Origin of the sequence: Halobacillus sp. Nhm2S1, from assembly GCF_019599545.1 — a bacterium.
Taxonomy (GTDB): Bacteria; Bacillota; Bacilli; order Bacillales; family Halobacillaceae; genus Halobacillus.
This window is the reverse complement of the sequence record NZ_JAIEZV010000004.1, coordinates 1-20,048: the sequence shown is the minus strand read 5'-3', so window position 1 is coordinate 20,048 and position 20,048 is coordinate 1. Positions and strand designations below refer to the sequence as shown.

The window sequence follows — 20,048 nt, the reverse complement described above, 5'->3', positions numbered from 1 at the left end:
TACTGACACGATCAGGCATGAGTACATGAAGGTGAAGTGGTTATCATAGGGATAGGACTATCCTTATGGAACCTTTCACCTCGTGTGCTCATGCTTTTTTATTGTCCTGTTGATGAATGGCAGGATGAGCTATTATCCATACTCGGCGTCCTCAAAGGGACGCTTATCGTTCCCTCTTTGTTGAAAACGTTTTATTTTTCTGACAAATGGATTTTATGGGACAGAGGCTTGCTTCACAAAATAAAAAGGAGGAAAACATAATGTTCAAGAATGCTTTCGGCACACTGCAAAAAGTCGGTAAAGCCTTGATGACTCCTGTCGCACTTTTGCCTGCGGCTGGTATTCTTCTAGCTTTTGGTACAAGCTTTGCTCAAGACAACTTTGTTGATAAAGTGCCATTCTTCGGAACACCTTGGGTTCAAACATTGCTTCAAGTAATGGCTGAAGCCGGGGGAATTGTCTTTGCGAACTTACCGTTGCTCTTCGCTGTCGGTGTTGCCATCGGATTAGCGAAAGGAGACGGGGTAGCAGGTCTTGCTGCCATCATTGGTTATTTGATTATGAACGTGGTTATGGGGGTACTTGGAAATGTTGACGCCGACATGACCTCAGATCCTGCCTATGCCGAAGTGCTCGGTATCCCGACGCTTCAAACAGGTGTGTTTGGTGGTATTATTGTCGGTATTTTGGCCGCCTCTCTCTATAACCGGTTCTTTAATATCGAATTGCCGCAATTTCTCGGGTTCTTTGCCGGGAAGCGTTTCGTGCCAATCATCACTGCTTTTACCTCCCTTTTCTTAGGGATCATCATGCTTTGGGTTTGGCCATTTGCTCAAACAGGATTGAATGCTCTTTCTCACTTGATGCTGGAAGGGAATCAAACCATTTCAGCTTTCTTCTTCGGTTTGATTGAGCGTTCCTTGATTCCGTTTGGCCTGCACCACATTTTCTATTCACCATTCTGGTTTGAATTTGGTTCTTACACCAATGCTGCCGGTGAAGTGATCCGTGGTGACCAGACGATTTTCTTCGAACAGTTGAGAGACGGTGTTGAATTCACTGCCGGGACATTCATGGTAGGTAAATTCCCATTCATGATGTTCGGTCTTCCAGCTGCTGCACTTGCAATTTATCACACAGCAAAACCTGAACGTAAAAAAGTGGTCGGAGGAATCATGGCTTCTGCAGCCTTGACTTCTTTCTTAACAGGGATCACAGAACCAATTGAGTTCTCATTCCTATTCGTTGCACCACTATTGTTCGCGATTCATGCTGTATTTGCTGGTTTCTCCTTCATGATTATGGAGATTCTTGGAGTTAAAATCGGACAGACATTCTCTGGTGGTCTAATTGACTTCATCCTGTTCGGTGTTCTTCCAAACCGTACCGACTGGTGGTGGGTCATCATCGTTGGTCTTGTATTCTCTGTGGTTTACTACTTTGGATTCCGCTGGGCGATCCTCAAGTTCAACTTGGCGACACCTGGACGTGAAGATGAAGCTGAAGATGCAGAAGAAGACGGCGAAGTCGGCGATCTACCATTTGAAATTCTTGAAGCGATGGGTGGACAGAAGAACATCGACCACCTGGATGCATGTATCACACGTCTACGTGTTTCTGTGAATGATAAAAACGATGTAAACAAAAACCGCTTGAAAAAACTTGGCGCTTCCGGTGTAATGGAAGTCGGGAACAACATCCAGGCCATCTTCGGACCAGTATCTGATACCTTGCGTGGCCAGATGCAGGACATCATGGATGGTAAAACACCAAGATCAAGAGAAGATGCTTCTGAAATGAAGAACGCTGAAAAAGCTGCAGAAGCACCGGTCACTGAAGGTGAACTGGAATTTGTAAGTCCAATCAAAGGTAAGATCATGCCAATCACAGAAGTGCCGGATCAAGTATTCTCTGGTAAGATGATGGGCGATGGCTTTGCAATTGAACCGGAAGATGGTAATATTGTTTCACCGATTAATGGTAAAATCCTGAATGTATTCCCTACAAAACATGCGATTGGTCTTGAAGCCGAAAACGGCATGGAAATCCTTATTCATATAGGTATTGATACGGTCGGACTAAAAGGGGAAGGATTTACAGCTAAGATCTCTGAAGGAGACGAAGTTAAACAAGGTCAGGCATTGATGGAAGTGGATCTGGATTTCGTTAAAGAAAATGCTCCATCCATCGTGACACCTATTGTCTTCACAAACCTTCAAGAAGGACAATCTGTAAACATTAAAGCATCAGGTCAAGTCAATCACAATGATCCAGACATCATTGAAATTACTGAATAAAGAGGAGAGTTAAACATGGCAGAACAAACAATGAAAATTACAGCAGCTGACGGTGTACACGCACGTCCAGCAACAGCACTTGTACAAGTAGCAGGAAAATACCAATCCGATGTAAACATCGAGTACAAAGGTAAATCTGTTAACATGAAGTCCATCATGGGTGTTATGTCCCTGGGAATTCCAAACGGAGCAGAAGTTACTTTCAAAGCGGAAGGTTCTGACGAAGCGGAAGCTGTAGAAGCTGTAGTAGCTAAAGCAAAAGAAGAAGGCCTTGGAGAGTAATCTCTTCAAGCATAAGAAAAGGGCTTGCCATAATGGCAAGCCCTTTTTTATTTACGTATTGAGATCGCGCCAAAGAGAGGGCGAACCGAGCTAAAGGGAGGTCGACTCGCGCAAAGACATACGAATTTGCACCAATAAAAAGAGTACCGTACGCAAAACAGCCGCACGATACTCAATTGAATTAGCGATCAATGAAGATTTCGCTTCTACCGTCATCTTCTGCAAAGATCTGCTCAGCTACAACTTCTGGACCTTTTAGTCTTTCTGGATTTCCTACATGGTCCGTTTCGTTCCAGAATGGGGTGTTCATCCCACCCATATAAACAGCGGTCGCGGTCAATGAGGAGTCCTCCCATTCTTTGTGCAGGCTCTCTGTAAATCCGCGTACTGCAAACTTACTTGCACAGTATATGCTTTCGTTCTTCTTCCCACGTAGACCAGCGGTTGAGATAATGTTCAATACACGTCCTTCTGTAGTTTCTAACAGCGGAACGGCAAGCTGAGTGGTCAGAATTGTCCCTTTGACGTTTGTGTTTAGAAGTTGCTCTATATTTTCTTCGGTATACGAGGAAAGTTCTCCGAAGTGCCCAAGCCCAGCGTTGTTGATCAACACATGTAAGGAATCGATCTGTTTAACGGCTTCTCGGATCGATGATAGCTCTGTCACATCACAAATGAGAACCTCTGCTTCGCCACCTTCTTTGATGATGTCGTTTTGAGTGACCTGCAGGTGCTCCGCCGTTCTTCCTGAGAGAAATACCTTATAATCGTTTTTTGCGTAAGTTAGGGCAAGAGCACGTCCCAAACCTGTTCCGGCTCCAGTAATCCAAACATTCTTCATCCTCATCTCTCCTTATCTGTGTTGCTTTATATTCATTGTGAACAAACCCTGCTAGAATGTAAAGAGAGCTTGAATGGAGGAGGTTACAATATGGAAAAAAGATATAGTGAATACACACAGGAAGAGTTACGTTCTGAGATTGCGGAGTTGACGGAGAAAGCTCAAAAGGCGGAACAATTAGGAATGGTAAACGAATTTGCTGTTCATGAACGGAAAATCATTATGGCTAAATCATATATGATGAACCCGGATGATTTTAAAGCTGGGGAAACATTTGAAATTGATGGGGATCCGGAACATACGTTTTTTATTGAATATATGAATGGCGTATTCGCTTGGGGATACAGGAAAACGATACAAGGTGAGAAGGCGAGCGTTGAGGAGGAAGCTTTGCCGATTTCTATGTTAGGAAACAAAATGGATGAAAAATAAAGAAGCCGGGCACTTTTACGTGCCCGGTTAAATTAGTTTCGTTTGCGCATTTGGATTTCTGTGATTTGGTCTGCTTGCGTTTGTTCTGTTTCCCCATTTACACGGCTGCTCAAATGTTTGATGCTGCGGTGTGAATAGTTAGCAGTGGCCTTTGATTTGAAATTACGTTTACCCATGGTAATTCCTCCCTACGTCGTTGACATCACGATGTCTCGATCTAGCCGCTCTTTCCTGAGGTTTGCTATTGATCGTGCCGTCTGGACGTTTAGCGAGATATTCGCTTTGGTCATCCGGTGCGTGCGTCATTTTTACATTAGGGAAATTCTTTGCCTTATTACGCATCAGTAACCCTCCTCATAAGTCCCATGGAAGAGACAATATTAGTATGTACCTTCTTAGAGTCTGTATGTGTTACAATGGCACTGTAAACATTGCCAAATATGGAGTGGTCACATGAATGAAATTTACCAGCGTTTAGCTGAAAAATTATACGAGAAGAATCCGGAGCTAACGATAGACGAAGCAAGGACATGGGTGGAGCTTTTATGGGAAGATTTTGAATCCACACGAGCAAAGGCTGGTCATGATTACCAGGGGAAACAGGTGACTGAACAGATTGTTGTGCAGTGGATCCATCACTACGGGCCGAAACTTCATGAATTTGTTGCTACAAATCCAAAATACAAAAAGATGCTTGAGAAAAAGGGGTATCTTCATTAAAAGACAGGATTTGAAAAGGAGCCTCTCATCATGAGAGACTCCTTCTTTATGTTTTCTTTGTGCCTATGGTGCCTTCACATCGGGCTTACTTTATTCTGGAGTTTTTCTTCTGTAAATACCCAACCAGTGTAGGAGTTGAGGATTTTTAGATTGTCTCCATGCTCGTCATCTATTTGAGCTAACGCAACAAACGGGTAACGTCCCCGTGAGCGGTATCGAAGGTCAATGAACCTGACTTCTGTATATTCATCATAGTAGCTCATCTCATACCTGTAGACGGGAGAGAATGATAAAAACGCTTTGATGTTATGATCAGTCAATGCTTTTTGAACAACCGGATCATCATAATCAATCGGTTTATTGGTGAACGTATCAAGGATGGTTAAATGTCCGTTTTCAGCCCTTCCCACGTAATAATGAGTTGGCGTAGTGATAGCAATCCTCCATACGTTTTGCTTCATTGTGGGGGAAGTCGCTATTTGTTTGACATCCTTGATGTTTTCATGAATGAGACGAACAAGTTCTCTTTTGTCAAAGTACCTTTTCAAGTAATAGAGGGCGATAACAAAGTATAGGATCAGCCATAAAGTTCCGGGTTCTGCGCCTAAATTCCATGCGACAATGCCTGCAATGTGCAAGGTGAAAATATAGGGATCGAAGGTATTGATGAACCCATAAGCGACCCATCTTTTTGAAATAGGACGATATGCTTGAGTCCCATAAGCATTAAATACATCTACGAACACATGCAGTATGACAGCAAGAAAAGTCCAGAGCCAAAGGTGTAAAAAGTTCACCTCAGGGGTGAATAAATAAATGATACTGGGAATGCTGATCCCCCAGAGAATCACAGCAGGAATGGAATGTGTGATGCCGCGGTGGTGTCTGATGTAGACCGCATTGTTCCGCAATTTGAGTACCGTGTCTGAATCTGGCGCCTGAGAGCCGATCATTGTTCCGATGAGAACCGCATTGAAAAGGTCAGGGTCTGCATTAACAACTGGATCAAGTGTAGCGAGTCCTCCTAATGCAACACCCATGACGACATGTGTGCCTGTATCCAAGTTCCATACCTCCTTTGGCAGGTCGGACGTTCCAACAGTAGTTTATCACGAAGGGTGAAGAACGATGAAAAGAACTGAAAGAGTAAATAATATTTTAAAAAACTTCGACAAGAAATCCTATAGGAAGGATTTAATTCATTGGTTTAAAGAAGAGCAGCGGATTCTCCCATGGCGTGAAAATCAAGATCCTTACCGCGTCTGGGTATCAGAAATTATGCTCCAACAAACACGTGTTGATACGGTCATTCCTTATTTTAATCATTTTATGGATAAATTTCCTACACCTGATGCTTTAGCTCAGGCAGATGAACAGGAGGTCCTGAAAGCGTGGGAGGGCTTAGGTTACTATTCCCGTGCGCGAAATTTGCAAAACGCTGTGAGAGAGGTTGTATCCGAATACGATGGAGTCGTTCCAGCTGATCCTGAAGAATTAGGCAGCCTCAAAGGCGTTGGTCCCTATACGCGAGGGGCTATCTTAAGTATAGCCTATGATATACCAGAACCAGCGGTTGATGGGAATGTGATGAGGGTCTTATCAAGAATTCTTCGTGTCGAGGATGATATTAGCAAACAAAGTACGAGGAAGCTTTTTGAAGAGCTTGTAAAAGAATTGATATCTGAAGAGGATCCTTCTTCTTTTAATCAGGGATTGATGGAACTCGGTGCCCTGGTTTGTACACCCAAAACTCCTTCCTGCATGCTGTGCCCTGTCCAAGCGCACTGTAGAGCCTTTGATGAAGGAGTGGAAACAGAGCTCCCAGTTAAAACTTCTAAAAAGAAACAGAAGAAATCGCCATATTTGCTGCTTCTCGTTCAAAATGAAAAGGGAGAGGTTCTGATTGAGCAAAGACCAGACGAAGGTTTGCTCGCTTCTTTGTGGCAGTATCCGATGGTCCCACTGGAAGACGTAGGTCAGGAAGCGGTCGAGAATTGGTTTTATGGCGAATATGGTTTGAAGGTTGAAGTAGGGGAATCTGTAGACCGCATCAAGCATGTATTTTCTCATCTGATATGGGAAATGGAAGTCATCAAGGTTACTGTGAAAGAAGGAACGCTTGACCATGAGCGTGCAACATTCATTGCACCTGAAGACATGGAAGACTATCCATTTCCGGTGTCCCACCAGAAAGCCCACCCTTATATTAATCGATGACAGGATGAGTGCCGCTGGTCCAAGTAGCTTCTTGCTGCTCCAAACCCCCGCGGCGCTTAATTTCTTCATTGATTTCACGCAAAAGAGTAATGCCTTCTGAGTTCAAATACGGAGAAGATTGGGAAAGAGCATAGTGAAAGTAACCAAGCTCTTTTTCCTGCCATTTTTGTTTCGGCTCCATAGATAAAGCAGATAAATCACGTCCTACATACATAGACCGACCCTCCTTCGATCTTAATTTATGTCAAAATATTGAGGTCATACATGATAAAAGTCCCCAACTCACCATGTAACAAACCTGTAAAGTAATTGTAACGAAAGGGATTCCCGCCCTATATGACAATGTTTTTGGTCAAATGTAGGTATTTGTAGAAGTTTTGGAGTATTTACAAATTGTTGGCATTTGTGAATAATAGGACATAGGTTATTTGACCAAACAATTTAAACAATTTTTACATAGGGGAGAGTAAGAATATAATGAATAAAAAGAAATTGGTAACGGCTGTCAGTGGAGCTTTGATTGGGGCATCTTTGTGGGGAACTTCTGTTTTTGCTGATGAATTACATAAAGTGAAGTCTGGAGATTCACTTTGGAAATTGAGTTATCAATATGACGGGTCTATTTCAGAAATCAAATCTTGGAATAATCTTAGTTCAAACACGATTTACGTCGGTCAATCTTTGATTGTTGAAAAAGATTCATCAGCTTCATCTCAATCCGATTCATCATCTTCTTCAAGCTCTAACAGTACATATACTGTAAAGTCTGGAGATTCTTTGTGGCTAATCGCTAATCGTCATGATATGTCTGTTTCAAAACTGAAGAGTCTTAACAATTTGTCTAGTAACACTATTCACCCTGGTCAAGAGCTTTCGGTTTCAGGGAGTACGTCAAGCTCCAGCAGCAACACAAGTACTTCAAGTGACAGTTCCAGTTCTTCACAATCCACAAGTACTTACACGGTCCAAAGCGGGGATTCCTTGTGGTTGATTGCGAACAATCATGGAACTTCTGTTTCAAATTTGAAGAGTCTTAATGGCCTTTCTGGAAATATCATCTATGTAGGTCAAAAGTTGAAAGTTAGTGGAGAACCTACATCTTCTGGGTCTTCTTCCGATTCATCAGGCTCTAGTCATACTTCTACCACGGATTCATCTTCTTCAAACTCAGGATTTGTAGATGGATTAATCCAAGAAGCTAAAAAGCACATTGGTACCCCGTATCAGTGGGCGGGTACGTCTCCTGCAGGATTTGATTGCAGTGGTTTCCTTCAATATGTATTTGCTCAGGAAGGTGTAAGTATCCCACGTACTGTCGCATCTATTTATGCAGACAGCAGAATGGATTCTGTAAGTGGTTCAAATCGTCAGATTGGAGATCTTGTGTTTTTCGAAACTTATAAGCCAGGTGCTTCCCATGCCGGGATTTATGTAGGGAATAACAGCTTCATCCATACTGGATCTACAAATGGTGTTGAAATTAGTTCATTGTCCAGTAACTACTGGAGTCAACGCTATATCGGTACGAAAAGATTATCCCATTAATATTTTAAGCCGCTCCGATTGGGGCGGTTTTTTTCTATAAAAATTTTTTGTTTTTTGGAATGAAACACCCACCTCCTGTACACAATAATTTTTGCGGAGGTGATAAACATGGCTAAGCAACCGAAACAAAACAAAACAGCAGCTGGTACAGACGTTAACCACGTGAAACAACAAAACCAACAAGCTGCACAAGGGAAATCCCAATACGGCGCTGAATTCGCTCAACAAACTGACGCGCAGCACGTACAGCAGCAGAACCAAAAATCTCAGGCTAAGAAAAAATAACCTGAGTGGTTGGTAGGTTGGCCAGGCTGCCTTTTAGCCTGTATCAATCCCCCGATTGAAGAAGTCGCCCCTTTAGCGGGCGGCTTCTTTTATTTACATACCTTTATAATGTTATTCATCAATATGGCAGGATTGTGGAAGACTCAGTTTCGAGATGTTTCCGGGGTTCGTTGCTATGTTGGGCGTCAGGGGTGGTCGGGAAGCTACTCGCTTTCCTGCGGGGATGACGGCAAGCCTCCTCGTGCTTCGCACTGTGGGGTCTTGCCAGTCCATCCATTCCCGCGGGAGTCTCGCAGCTTCCCAACCACCCCTTTCGGTGTAAGGGAGAAACGAACCCTTGTACCAAATTGGATGGGTCTTTCACTATCCAACTGTTAGAGGTGTAAAGCGAAGTGGATTAAGCTTTAACGTACTGTTGAGGTGTTCTAGTCATCCACCTCCCATAATCATACGAGCTGACCTTTTAGGAGTGTTTTCGAGAATTTTTCATGGCAATGGGGCGGAGGGAAACGGTGAGACTCCTATGGGACGTGTGGGACAGGTGAGACCCCGGGAGGCGTAGCCTGAGGAGGCTCACCGCCCGCCCCATGGAAAGCGAACCTTTTCCCGGAGCCCCTAGAACCCCTCTATTGTCTCGAAACTGAGTCTTCCACAAACGGGAGCTATTGTGGAAAAAGGGCGATGGTTTTGTTCGATAATCCTGTCTCTGGTCCAATTGTTTTCAATCCACTTCATTTGTCGTTATAATAGATAGAAGGTGAAATGGAATAGAAAGGGAAGGGGGGATTGTATGCCCGGCCCAGAAGCAGGTAAACGGATAGAAATCCAAAGCTATAAGCACAATGGGCAGTTACACCGAGTTTGGGATAGTACCACGATATTGAAAGGGACAAGACATGTGATCATCGGAGCCAATGACCGTACGGAAGTAACAGAAAGTGATGGCAGAAGATGGATCACCAGAGAACCGGCCATCTGTTATTTCCACTCTAAATATTGGTTCAACATTATCGGTATGTTAAGGAATGATGGAGTATATTATTACTGCAATATTAGTTCTCCCTTCGTATACGAAGATGAGACCATCAAATATATTGATTATGACCTGGATGTGAAAATTTTCCCTGATATGACTTATAAAATACTCGATGAAGACGAATATGAAATTCATAAAAAACGGATGAACTATCCACATGTGCTGGATCGCATCCTTTATAACAACATCGATATTTTAATCAGGTGGATTCGTCAGCGGAAAGGACCGTTTTCTCCGGAATTCATCGATCAGTGGTATGAAAGGTATTTAACGTATAGATAATGACTGATTGCGCACTTATAAAAAGTGCGCTTCGTTGTTGTTTGAAAGGTTTAGAAAGAAGGTGTTGGTTTGGACAGTATAAAAAGGTATTTACGATTTGTGCAGCCTTACAAAGGGAAAATTATCCTCACTGTACTTATAGGAATCGTTAAATTTTCTATCCCTTTGTTAATGCCGCTAATTATTAAGTATGTCATTGATGATATTATCAACGCTGAAGATATGACGCAGGCCGAACGACTGGATCAGTTGTTCCTCATTTTAGGTGGAGCGTTTCTCATCTTCCTTATTTTACGCCCACCTATCGAATACATCAGGCAATACTTGGCGCAATGGATTGGGAGTCATATCTTATATGATATTAGAGAAAAGCTTTTCGATCATATCCAGCGTTTGAGTTTACGCTTTTATTCTAGAACGAAAACAGGGGAAATTATTTCCCGAGTTATTCATGATGTGGAGCAGACGAAAACGTTTGTCATTACAGGTCTCATGAACATATGGCTGGATATGATTACGATTGTAATCGCGATCATTATCATGTTAACGATGGATCCGTGGCTGACGCTGGTATCCATTGCGTTGTTCCCTTTCTATGGATTTGCAGTCAAGTATTTTTATGCGAGATTACGGAAGCTTACCCGTGATCGTTCACAGGCTCTTGCAGAAGTACAGGGGCATTTGCATGAGCGGGTCCAAGGGGTTCCTGTAACGAGAAGTTTTGCTCTTGAGGATCATGAACAGGAACAGTTTGATGCGAAGAATAAGAACTTCCTCGATAAAGCGATCACTCATACAAACTGGAACGCCTACACCTATTCAGTGACCAATACGATTACAGATCTAGCTCCTTTATTAGTTATAGCCTTTGCAGGATATCAAGTTATCACAGGTTCACTGACCGTCGGTACGATGGTTGCTTTTGTCGGCTATATGGATCGGGTGTATAATCCGCTTCGGCGTCTCGTCAATTCAGCGACCGTGCTTACTCAATCCATCGCCTCTATGGATCGTGTTTTTGAATTCGTGGATGAAAAATACGATATTGTGGATAAACCGGGGGCAAAGAAAATGGAACATGTGAGAGGGGATGTCAAAATAGAGGGTGTCTCCTTTAAATATGATGAAGAAGATCCCCTTGTCCTTAAAAACGTGGATCTGGATATTAAGCAGGGAGAGACCATCGCTTTTGTCGGCATGAGTGGGGGCGGAAAGTCGACGCTGATTAGCTTGATCCCTCGATTCTACGACGTCACTGCAGGTCGAATCTCTATTGATGGTACAGATATTAGAGACTTCGAAGCCAGATCTCTCAGGGATAACATCGGGATGGTGCTTCAGGATAATATTCTCTTTAGTGAATCCATTGCGATGAATATAAGAATGGGAAACCCGGATGCTACCGATGAACAGATGATCGAGGCTGCTAAAGCGGCTAATGCCCACGAATTCATTATGGAGCTTCCGAATGGTTATGACACATTAGTCGGTGAAAGAGGAGTAAAATTATCTGGGGGTCAAAAGCAAAGGGTCGCCATAGCTCGGGTATTCTTGAAAAACCCTCCGCTTCTCGTTTTAGATGAAGCGACCTCTGCGCTAGACTTGGAAAGTGAGCACCTTATTCAAAATGCTCTTGAACGCTTAGCTTCTGAACGGACCACATTTATCGTAGCCCATAGACTTTCTACGATCACTCATGCGGATCGGATTGTTCACATCGAGAATGGTGAAATCGTAGAGGTCGGCTCTCATCAGGAGTTAATGAAGAAGAAGGGGCATTATTATGACCTGTACCAAGTGCAGGAACTGGATGATCATAAACAAGAATATATGGGGACGTAACCAATAGCTCAAGGTTTAAACCTTGAGCTGTTTTTTCTGCAGGAGATATAAGAAGCCGAGTATGTTTGACATACTCGGCTTTGGTTTTATTTTTCTGAGGTTTGGATAAAATCATCCTGATGATGTGCCTGGTAACTCTTGAGTAACTTCTTGAGTCGCTCCAACTGATAGTGGTACTCCATCAGTTGCGAGGCAAGGGGAAGGAAGACCAGTTTATCAGGATTGTTGCTTTCTTGGTAAACGCTCATCAGTCGTTCAACTAGCAAAGGGATGTCAGGTTCTTCAATTCGTCTCAACGATTGTTTATGTGTGTTCTTAATACGGCCTTTAAGACTCAAAATTAATTTCTCATGCGCATTGACCAATTTATCAAGCTCTTGGACAACGGCATCTTGAAACTGTTCTGGAATTTGTTCAATTTTGTGTTCCAGACGGTAAAAAGCTTTCAGGACATCGAAAGATTTTTTTGTCGTTGTAATTAATTGACGGAATAGGACCATTTTTCTTCCCTTAGAAAAGTGGCTCCCTTTGAAATAAGTTCTCTCTTCTGAATAGAGAAGGTAGGTATGGTCAATCCATCGCATATCATCCTGTATTCGCGTGATCTCATATTTTAGAGCTGGTTCATCGGATAAATTTCTTGTCGTCACTCTCAGCCATTGCAAAATATCATTGGTCGCACGGTCAATTTTCGTGAATAGCCTTGTTTCATAACGCGGTGGAAGAAATACAAGGTTGACGATAAATGCCGCGAGAATTCCGAGCAGCATGGAAGTGAACCTGGAACCTGCAAAGTATAAAAAGGTTTGGTCCGTCGAGTCCATCAGGGCAATGACAGCTACAACAGCCAGGGCAATCGTGTTTTCGTTCATTTTTAATGTCGTTGTCAATCCTATGACAAGGATGATCGCAAATCCTACGATGAATGGATCGTTGCCGAGAGTAAAGACGGCTACGATGGCAATCAACGCACCGATCGTGTTGCCTTGTACTTGTTCGATGATGGATTGATAAGATCGATAAATGGAAGGTTGTATGGAAAAGACGACAGCGATCGCAGCGAGTAGGGGAGAGACGAAACCGATCAAATGACCGATATAAAGGGCAATCCCTACAGCTAATCCTGTCTTCATCATACGTGCGCCTAATTTCATGGAAGACATCATCCTTTAACCGTAAAAATATCTTATGAACGAAAAAGTGTTCACAAGAGACTTTCATAATGAAAAGTCGGATGCTCCCATTATACATTATTTCATATGGAGGAGAACAAAAGAAAAAGCTTATGCGTCATCCGCATAAGCCAAAGGGGAACCAGCCTAAGCTGGAACCTATGAAAAGGGAAAGAAATGAAACAAAGATCATAATTCGTGGGAATATTCAGAATTATGTATATATAATAGCATGAACATTTTATATAATCAACTAAATATTCAGAAAAAAACAGTGGAAAAATCTCCCCCCTGGAATCCAGGGGAGAGGGGGATTAATCATTGGCCATGGTCCGGAACGTTTTATCGACGGCGGTTAATGTTTGATCGATATCTTCGTCCGTATGAGCCGTGGTCAGGAACCAAGCTTCATATTTTGATGGGGCGAGATTAATTCCTTCAGCAAGCATCAGCTTGAAGAAGCGAGCAAATTGTTCCCCATCCGTATTTTCTGCCTGTTCATAGTTTTCGACTTTTTCATCTGTGAAATATACGGTCAGTGCGCCTTTCAAGCGGTTGATTTGAATTTGGATTCCGTGTTCATCGGCACGTTCCATAATGCCTTTTTCCAAACGACCTCCGAGCCGGTCCATTTCTTCATACACCCCTTGTTCTTGAAGTACTTCAAGACATGCGATGCCTGCAGACATGGAAGCGGGATTTCCCGCCATCGTTCCTGCCTGGTAAGCAGGTCCTAATGGAGCGACTTGTTCCATAATGTCAGCGCGGCCGCCGTAAGCGCCAATTGGAAGGCCGCCTCCGATGATTTTACCCATAGCTGTCATGTCCGGCTCTATATCCAAGAGTTGCTGAGCGCTTCCGTATGTAAAGCGGAAAGCAGTAATGACTTCATCATAAATGACTAAAGCTCCGGCATCGTGAGTCAGTTTATTCACTTCTTGGAGGAAACCTGGTTTAGGTTCTACGATTCCGAAGTTCCCTACAATTGGTTCGACAAGGACACCCGCGATTTCATCCCCGTATTTCTCAAGGGCTTGCTTGAACGGTTCGATGTCATTGAAAGGTACAGTGATCACATCCTGAGCAATTGATGCAGGTACCCCTGCAGAGTCTGGTGTCCCTAGGGTCGATGGACCTGAACCTGCAGCTACAAGGACCAAATCAGAGTGACCGTGGTAACACCCGGCGAATTTAATGATTTTGTTTCTTCCTGTATAGGCACGGGCAACGCGAATGGTGGTCATCACTGCTTCTGTACCGGAATTGACGAATCTTACTTTATCTAACGAAGGGATGGCGTCTTTAAGCATTTTGGCGAAGCGGTTTTCCAGCACGGTTGGTGTTCCATACAACACACCGTTCTGTGCAGCTTTTGTTATGGCTTCTGTAATATGTGGATGCGCATGCCCTGTGATAATCGGTCCATAGGCTCCTAAGTAATCGATATACTCATTTCCGTCGACGTCATAGAAACGGGATCCTTCTGCCCGGTCCATATAAACAGGAGTTCCGCCTCCTACGCCTTTGTATGCGCGGGAAGGAGAATTGACTCCTCCGACGATATGTTCTTTTGCTTCATTATATAATTGTTCTGATTGATTGAAATTCATACGTTGCCTCCTAAAACAATGCTATTCACTGTTCATTGTAGCATGCTTGTCCATATTGAATGACAAAGGTGCTTCCTGGATCCATGACCCAGGAAGCAGCCTTTGAAAGGTTCCTTCACTCTAGAGCGTTGAAACAGTAGTCCCGATCGATTACGAGGAAAGTAACACTGAGCACTCGCAAGGCTCAGTGCGAGCTGTTCTTAGTATAGGAATGCTGCACCAACGATGATTAGAAGGATGAAAAGAACAACGATTAGCGCAAAGCCTCCGCCATATCCGTAACCCATTCACAATTCCCCCTTTCCATTGTTTACTGTATCTTATGCAGACTTCGATTCGCGGGCTGTGCGTTCGCCCGGTTTTGGTTTAAAAATGGACCTTCAACCAATTCGACCTGGAATGGCAGGGTATAAAAGCACGCTGTCATTCATATGAACAAGTAGGGCTTGTTTACTTGTTTTAAAAGGGGCATACCTATGATTACGATCATTATTTCAACTCTCTCCCTTGCAGTAATTGGAGTGAGTCTCCGTCAAATTTTTCAATCCCTTGAGTTTGAACACAAAATATTCTCTGTTCAACTCTTCGTATCCATCATGCTGCTATATACGATTGTCATGGTTGGGTTTGGAATTATCTACGCTGCCCTGATCCTCCAAGGGATCGAGGTTTACAAGGCAGACGTTCCGTTCACCCCAGAATATTGGATTCACGAGATGATTAGAAGTGTGTACTTCAGTGGGGTAACCTTATTCACTGTCGGTTACGGAGATTTGACCCCTGTAGGGATTGGAAAATGGATTGCCATCATCGAGGCGATGGTGGGGTACACATTACCAGCTGCCCTTGTTGCGAAAGTATGGTTAAAGCATAAAGAAGAAAGCTGAAGTTGGAAGTTTGTCTATTTTTAAGTTAACCTAAGTGGTAGAAACCATTTAGGAGGGTCTTACCATGACAGTTGAAAAAGGAAAACAAGTACAAGACTTCACACTACCAGCAAACAGCGGCGAATCCGTATCCCTTTCTGATTATAAAGGGAAGAACGTAGTCCTTTATTTTTACCCTAAAGACATGACTCCTGGTTGCACGACGGAGGCTTGTGATTTCCGTGATCACCATGAAAGCTTCGAAGATCTGGATGCAGTCATCTTAGGTGTGAGCCCGGATCCAGTGGAATCCCATGAAAAATTCATCAACAAGCATGATCTGCCATTCCTACTGCTTGCAGATGAAGATCACCAAGTGGCTGAACAATTTGGCGTTTGGAAACTGAAGAAAAACTTTGGGAAAGAATACTACGGCATTGAACGTTCCACCTTTATCATTGATAAAGAAGGGAACCTTGCTGAAGAGTACCGGAAAGTTAAAGTTCAAGGACACGTCGAGTCAGCTCTAGAGTATATCAGAGAAAACTTATCGTAAAATCAGCCGAACCATAGTCTACAAGTGACTATGGTTTCTTTATCGTCTAATATAGAAGAAAAGGGGAAGGAGTTGATTTTATGAAGATTGTTTCTGCCATAAAAAGGGTCCCTGATGAAATCCAATTGAGGCTTCAAACACGTTTTCCTGAGACATCCTTTATTTTCTGCCACGGGATGGGGGAAGCTAAATATTACCTTGAGGAAGCGGATGTCTTCATTACATACGGAGAGGACTTGGATAGAGAAAAGATTCAGTCAGCCAAGAAGCTGAAATGGATCATGGTCTTATCTGCAGGAATGGATAGAATGCCTTTTGATGAAATTGCCAAAAGAGATATCCTCGTGACGAATGTAAGGGGCATTCATGCACAACCCATGGCAGAGTATGCGATTTCCATGTTGCTGCAAGTCTCTCGTAAAGCGAAGACTCTCATCCAACAAGAAGAGAAAGCAGAATGGAGCCGCCGTCCCGTCATGAATGAAATAAGCGGACGTACAATGGTTCTCCTTGGAACAGGAGCCATTCAGCAGGAAGTCGCTCGTTTAGCAAAAGCCTTTCAAATGAAAACGATCGGTGTATCGAAGTCAGGGAAAAAGAAGCCGTATTTCGACCAGACTTTTCCGGTGCAACAATTGGACCTTGTCCTTCCTCTTGCTGATTTCGTTGTGGCTGCGCTTCCGAGTACTCCAGGGACTAGATATTTACTCGAGGAGAAACACTTTAAAGAAATGCCTAAGCGCTCTATTTTTCTAAATATGGGAAGAGGAGACTTAGTTTCAACGGATGTGATTCTACATGCGGTGCGTCAAAAAGAAATTACACATGCTGTGCTTGATGTTTTTGAGGAGGAACCTTTACCTGAAGACCACCCGCTATGGCGGGAAGAAAATGTAACGGTAACACCACACTTATCAGGAATCTCCCCTCAGTATGTTCCAAGAGGGTTTGACCTCTTTGAAAAGAATCTGTCTGTCTTTATAAGTGGAGAAGGAGAATTAAGAAGTATTATTGATCCAAAACGGGGGTATTAAGGATGAGGATTTATACACGTTCAGGAGATAAGGGAAAAACTTCTTTAATATATGGTCAGCGAGTAGCTAAAAATGATATCCGTGTAGAAGCTTATGGCACATGTGATGAAGCGAACTCAATGATTGGTCTTGCTCTCAGCCACTTGAATCATGAAGATTGGACGGATAAGGAAGCTTTTTTACAAACCTTCCAGAAAATCCAGACGGTCTTGTTCCATGTAGGGGCGGAGCTTGCTACACCTAAAGGGAAAGATGTCATGTGGAAACTGAAGAAGGAGCATATTGATGAGTTGGAAAAACAAATTGATGAATGGGATCAGTCCCTTGATCCTTTGAAGAATTTCATTTTACCTTCCGGGCATCAGGCATCTGCTGCTCTTCATCTTGCTCGTACGGTGGTTCGCAGGGCAGAAAGGATAACGGTGGCTTTAGAAGACGAATTGGATAATCAGTTAGTCGTGTCCTATTTGAATCGACTGTCAGATTTTCTCTTCGTAGCGGCTCGTTATGTGAATCATCAACTTGGAGGAACAGAGACACCTCTAGATCCGGATGTATGAGAGACAAACTTTTTGAGTAGTGCTTTATATTGACAATTCCTTAATGGAAAGGTTACACTAATTGTAAGGATTCTAATTTAATAATATTATAAATCAAGAATCAGTTTATGAAAGCGAGGTGCATGACCGTGTCAGACCATCGACTCCAAGATGCCATTGATACACTGAAAGGCTCTGGTGTACGAATTACTCCACAGCGTCATGCGGTGCTTGAATACCTGCTGAATTCTATGACTCACCCAACAGCTGATGAAATTTATAAAGCTTTAGAAAGTAAATTTCCGAATATGAGTGTAGCCACGGTTTATAACAATCTCCGTGTGTTCAGGGAAATTGGACTCGTACGGGAGCTTACTTACGGTGATTCTTCAAGCCGCTTTGATTGTAATACAAGCGATCATTATCATGCGATTTGCGAATCATGCGGTAAAATCGTTGACTTCCACTATCCAAGTTTGAACGAAGTGGAATCATTAGCTGAACAGGTGACTGGATTTAATGTAAGTCATCATCGCATGGAAGTCTATGGAACGTGCACAGAATGCCAATCGAATAACGCTCATTAAAACTGGAAGCGCTAGGCTTTCAGTTTTTTATTGTTGAACTATAACTAAGCATAAAAGAAAAGCTCCACTGCATTTGCAGTGGAGTTTTTTTATCGAAGTCGCTGAACCATTCATTTATTGCTGGCCTTGCGTTTCCTTCTGATACCGTTTTTTATTGTATTTCTCATCAAAATCTTTTCCTTCTAAAGACTTGTCCATCGTTAGGGGCTGATCACAATGCATACACGCATCCACACGCCCAAGCATCTTGGTCGGTTTTTCGCAAGATGGACAAACGATCTGCACGGTTTTCGTAGAAAGCATACCGATCCAGAAGTACACGACTGTACTGAGACCGACGAAACCCATGCCCAGTATCATGAAGGTGGCCATCGCCCACATAACATCTTTGAATAACAACCCGATGTACATTACACCAATGCCGAGGAAAATCAGCCAGAAAGCAAAGGAACGAATCTTGTTGATTTTGCTACTGTATTTTAACGCCACTCAGGGTCCCTCCTTACTATCTACCACGTAGTATAGCATATTTTCTTTAGGCAAATATAATAGGAAAAAAGGATTTTGCCTAAACATAGCGAATAAACACAAAGAAAGGGAAATTGAATGTGGGGGAAAGAATATGGAAGATCTATTACGCCCGATTTATCAAGAAAAAGCCAGTCAAAGTAACACGCTGGGCATTCTTATATTAGAAAAGAAGAAACCGATTAGTCCTGTAACAGATAATTTTGATGTCATTCTATTCATTATTGTCCGGGACGCAGAAGAATTATGGTATGTAAAACATTATGAATTTGAAAATAAATCAGCAGCGATGCACATCGTGGATGAAAAGCTTCTTCAGCATTGGATCGATACAAGTTCATATCGTCGAGCCGTAGAATGGGTCATTAACGGAAACATCATTTTTGAGAGAAATGAGTATTTAACGACCTTGAAGGAACACTTGCGGGAATTCCCTCAACAAACCCGCAACTTAAAGAAGGCGATTGAGTTTGCGAAGTTGATTCGTAGTTACAGCGAATCCAAGGACTTGTATGATTCTGAGCAGTACTTGGATTCTTACAGTCGGATGGTTAACTCTCTTCATTATCTAGCGAGGCTGTCTATTATTGAAAAAGGATTTCATCCAGAAGTGACAGTATGGAACCAAGTGAAGCGAATTGAACCAGAGATCTATAAACTTTACCAGGAACTCATTGAAAGTGGTGAACCTACAGATAAAAGAATCCAATTAATGATCTTAGCTGTTGAGCACTCGATTAGTAAGAGATCAAGGGCAAGTGCTCAGCACTTGCTGCAGCTCATGAGTGAACGAGAAGAGCCGTGGTCTTTTGGAGAACTAAAAGTGCACCCTGAAATTCAAGAATACATCTTGGACTTATCCTCAATGATTGAATATCTTGTCGATCATGATGTCATTGAAGTTGTACCTCAAGATACAAAAGGACCGCAAGTATTCCATAGACGTTATAAGCCTGTCGACAAATATGTAGATCAGTGAAAAAGACCCCTCTTCTGAATTTGAAACAGGAGAGGGGATCTTTTTTATAAAAAGTTATTGACGGGGTAATTTACACCGTGCTATATTAATAAGCGTCGCATTAAGAGAGCGGCAACGAGCTAAACAAAATCATGAAAAAAGTTGTTGACACAAAACGACAGACATGATAAATTATTACTTGTCGCATTAAGAGAGCGGCAAGCCGCGAAGGGCTCACAAAAAATAAATCATAAAAAAGTTGTTGACACAAACAACTACACGTGATATATTAATTGAGTCGCTGTTTTGAAGCGGCAAACAAAACATTTGATCTTTGAAAACTGAACGAACCAACCAGTACGTCAAAACATTTCTTCTTTATAGAAGAGATTTGAAACAAAGCACATTCGGTGTGCAAA

The 20,048-nt window shown here is 42.7% G+C and carries 24 protein-coding genes; 15 read left to right on the top strand and 9 right to left on the bottom strand.

Translation table 11 applies throughout. From position 1 onward, the window contains the following. The first annotated feature begins 260 nt into the window (after positions 1-260). Together ptsG and K2225_RS15610 are read left to right on the top strand one after the other, a co-directional pair. The gene (gene ptsG / locus K2225_RS15615) at positions 261-2,297 is read left to right on the top strand and encodes a glucose-specific PTS transporter subunit IIBC (protein ID WP_220585597.1); all 2,037 of its coding nucleotides are present in this window, start codon (positions 261-263) and stop codon (positions 2,295-2,297) included. Between the two features lie 15 nt (positions 2,298-2,312). After that, entirely contained in the window at positions 2,313-2,579 is a 267-nt protein-coding gene (locus K2225_RS15610; protein ID WP_089653809.1) for a phosphocarrier protein HPr, read from the top strand. 181 nt (positions 2,580-2,760) lie between these two features. On the opposite strand, the gene K2225_RS15605 is transcribed toward K2225_RS15610, so the two are convergent. Next, positions 2,761-3,420: an SDR family NAD(P)-dependent oxidoreductase gene (locus K2225_RS15605; RefSeq protein WP_220585596.1), complete on the bottom strand. Its 660-nt coding sequence runs from the start codon at positions 3,418-3,420 to the stop codon at positions 2,761-2,763. 90 nt (positions 3,421-3,510) lie between these two features. Between K2225_RS15605 and K2225_RS15600 the strand changes: the two genes are divergently transcribed. Beyond that, positions 3,511-3,852 carry a YfhH family protein gene (locus K2225_RS15600; protein WP_220585595.1) on the top strand — a complete coding sequence of 114 codons (342 nt, stop codon included), beginning with the start codon at positions 3,511-3,513 and terminating at the stop codon, positions 3,850-3,852. Positions 3,853-3,884: 32 nt separating this feature from the next. Here K2225_RS15600 and K2225_RS15595 read toward each other — a convergent pair whose 3' ends face one another. Then, positions 3,885-4,028 (bottom strand): YpzG family protein, encoded by a 144-nt coding sequence (locus K2225_RS15595; protein WP_146818766.1) that lies wholly within the window; start codon positions 4,026-4,028, stop codon positions 3,885-3,887. Next, complete coding sequence (gene sspK, locus K2225_RS15590) at positions 4,021-4,197, bottom strand: small acid-soluble spore protein K (RefSeq protein WP_370632777.1); 177 nt, start codon at positions 4,195-4,197, stop codon at positions 4,021-4,023. The genes K2225_RS15595 and sspK overlap by 8 nt, the downstream gene beginning before the upstream one ends. 108 nt (positions 4,198-4,305) lie before the next feature. On the opposite strand from sspK, the gene K2225_RS15585 reads away from it, so the two are divergent. Next, the gene (locus K2225_RS15585) at positions 4,306-4,572 is read left to right on the top strand and encodes a YfhJ family protein (protein WP_220585594.1); all 267 of its coding nucleotides are present in this window, start codon (positions 4,306-4,308) and stop codon (positions 4,570-4,572) included. 74 nt (positions 4,573-4,646) lie between these two features. On the opposite strand, the gene K2225_RS15580 is transcribed toward K2225_RS15585, so the two are convergent. Further along, positions 4,647-5,636 carry a metal-dependent hydrolase gene (locus K2225_RS15580; RefSeq protein WP_220585593.1) on the bottom strand — a complete coding sequence of 330 codons (990 nt, stop codon included), beginning with the start codon at positions 5,634-5,636 and terminating at the stop codon, positions 4,647-4,649. Between the two features lie 64 nt (positions 5,637-5,700). On the opposite strand from K2225_RS15580, the gene mutY reads away from it, so the two are divergent. Then, positions 5,701-6,789: an A/G-specific adenine glycosylase gene (mutY, locus tag K2225_RS15575; RefSeq protein WP_220585592.1), complete on the top strand. Its 1,089-nt coding sequence runs from the start codon at positions 5,701-5,703 to the stop codon at positions 6,787-6,789. Here mutY and K2225_RS15570 read toward each other — a convergent pair. Next, a complete protein-coding gene (locus K2225_RS15570) occupies positions 6,779-7,003 on the bottom strand; it encodes a cytosolic protein (protein ID WP_089653794.1) in 225 nt (74 codons plus the stop codon). The genes mutY and K2225_RS15570 overlap by 11 nt on opposite strands. 263 nt (positions 7,004-7,266) lie before the next feature. On the opposite strand from K2225_RS15570, the gene K2225_RS15565 reads away from it, so the two are divergent. From K2225_RS15565 to K2225_RS15550, 4 genes are all read left to right on the top strand, one after another. Further along, a complete protein-coding gene (locus K2225_RS15565) occupies positions 7,267-8,334 on the top strand; it encodes a C40 family peptidase (protein WP_220585591.1) in 1,068 nt (355 codons plus the stop codon). 108 nt (positions 8,335-8,442) lie between these two features. Continuing rightward, positions 8,443-8,619 carry a gamma-type small acid-soluble spore protein gene (locus K2225_RS15560; RefSeq protein ID WP_089653790.1) on the top strand — a complete coding sequence of 59 codons (177 nt, stop codon included), beginning with the start codon at positions 8,443-8,445 and terminating at the stop codon, positions 8,617-8,619. A 790-nt stretch (positions 8,620-9,409) separates the two neighbouring features. After that, the gene (ntdP, locus tag K2225_RS15555; RefSeq protein ID WP_089653788.1) at positions 9,410-9,937 is read left to right on the top strand and encodes a nucleoside tri-diphosphate phosphatase; all 528 of its coding nucleotides are present in this window, start codon (positions 9,410-9,412) and stop codon (positions 9,935-9,937) included. 69 nt (positions 9,938-10,006) lie between these two features. Next, positions 10,007-11,779, top strand: a complete 1,773-nt coding sequence (locus K2225_RS15550) for an ABC transporter ATP-binding protein (protein ID WP_220585590.1) — start codon at positions 10,007-10,009, stop codon at positions 11,777-11,779. 86 nt (positions 11,780-11,865) lie between these two features. Here the strand turns inward: K2225_RS15550 and K2225_RS15545 are convergent, their stop codons facing one another. The 3 genes from K2225_RS15545 to K2225_RS15535 all read right to left on the bottom strand — a co-directional run bounded on the left by K2225_RS15545 (position 11,866) and on the right by K2225_RS15535 (position 14,848). Next, entirely contained in the window at positions 11,866-12,933 is a 1,068-nt protein-coding gene (locus K2225_RS15545) for an FUSC family protein (RefSeq protein ID WP_220585589.1), read from the bottom strand. A 332-nt stretch (positions 12,934-13,265) separates the two neighbouring features. Beyond that, on the bottom strand, positions 13,266-14,561 hold the full coding sequence (locus K2225_RS15540; protein ID WP_220585588.1) for a glutamate-1-semialdehyde 2,1-aminomutase: 1,296 nt from the start codon (positions 14,559-14,561) through the stop codon (positions 13,266-13,268). Positions 14,562-14,761: 200 nt separating this feature from the next. Then, positions 14,762-14,848: a YjcZ family sporulation protein gene (locus tag K2225_RS15535; RefSeq protein ID WP_085030712.1), complete on the bottom strand. Its 87-nt coding sequence runs from the start codon at positions 14,846-14,848 to the stop codon at positions 14,762-14,764. 189 nt (positions 14,849-15,037) lie between these two features. On the opposite strand from K2225_RS15535, the gene K2225_RS15530 reads away from it, so the two are divergent. The 5 genes from K2225_RS15530 (at position 15,038) to perR (ending at position 18,143) form a co-directional block, all read left to right on the top strand. Further along, a complete protein-coding gene (locus K2225_RS15530; RefSeq protein WP_220585587.1) occupies positions 15,038-15,448 on the top strand; it encodes a potassium channel family protein in 411 nt (136 codons plus the stop codon). A 64-nt stretch (positions 15,449-15,512) separates the two neighbouring features. Further along, positions 15,513-15,983, top strand: coding sequence for a thioredoxin-dependent thiol peroxidase (gene bcp / locus K2225_RS15525; RefSeq protein ID WP_115823997.1), 471 nt, complete (start codon positions 15,513-15,515; stop codon positions 15,981-15,983). 80 nt (positions 15,984-16,063) lie between these two features. After that, positions 16,064-17,017, top strand: coding sequence for a D-2-hydroxyacid dehydrogenase (locus tag K2225_RS15520; RefSeq protein ID WP_220585586.1), 954 nt, complete (start codon positions 16,064-16,066; stop codon positions 17,015-17,017). A 2-nt stretch (positions 17,018-17,019) separates the two neighbouring features. Then, complete coding sequence (locus K2225_RS15515; protein WP_220585585.1) at positions 17,020-17,577, top strand: cob(I)yrinic acid a,c-diamide adenosyltransferase; 558 nt, start codon at positions 17,020-17,022, stop codon at positions 17,575-17,577. A 122-nt stretch (positions 17,578-17,699) separates the two neighbouring features. Then, the gene (gene perR / locus K2225_RS15510) at positions 17,700-18,143 is read left to right on the top strand and encodes a peroxide-responsive transcriptional repressor PerR (RefSeq protein ID WP_089653921.1); all 444 of its coding nucleotides are present in this window, start codon (positions 17,700-17,702) and stop codon (positions 18,141-18,143) included. Positions 18,144-18,257: 114 nt separating this feature from the next. Here the strand turns inward: perR and K2225_RS15505 are convergent, their stop codons facing one another. Then, the gene (locus K2225_RS15505) at positions 18,258-18,632 is read right to left on the bottom strand and encodes a YgzB family protein (protein ID WP_220585584.1); all 375 of its coding nucleotides are present in this window, start codon (positions 18,630-18,632) and stop codon (positions 18,258-18,260) included. Between the two features lie 133 nt (positions 18,633-18,765). Here K2225_RS15505 and K2225_RS15500 point away from each other — a divergent pair, with 133 nt between their 5' ends. Further along, positions 18,766-19,650 carry a nucleotidyltransferase-like protein gene (locus K2225_RS15500; protein ID WP_220585583.1) on the top strand — a complete coding sequence of 295 codons (885 nt, stop codon included), beginning with the start codon at positions 18,766-18,768 and terminating at the stop codon, positions 19,648-19,650. Positions 19,651-20,048: the final 398 nt, after the last annotated feature.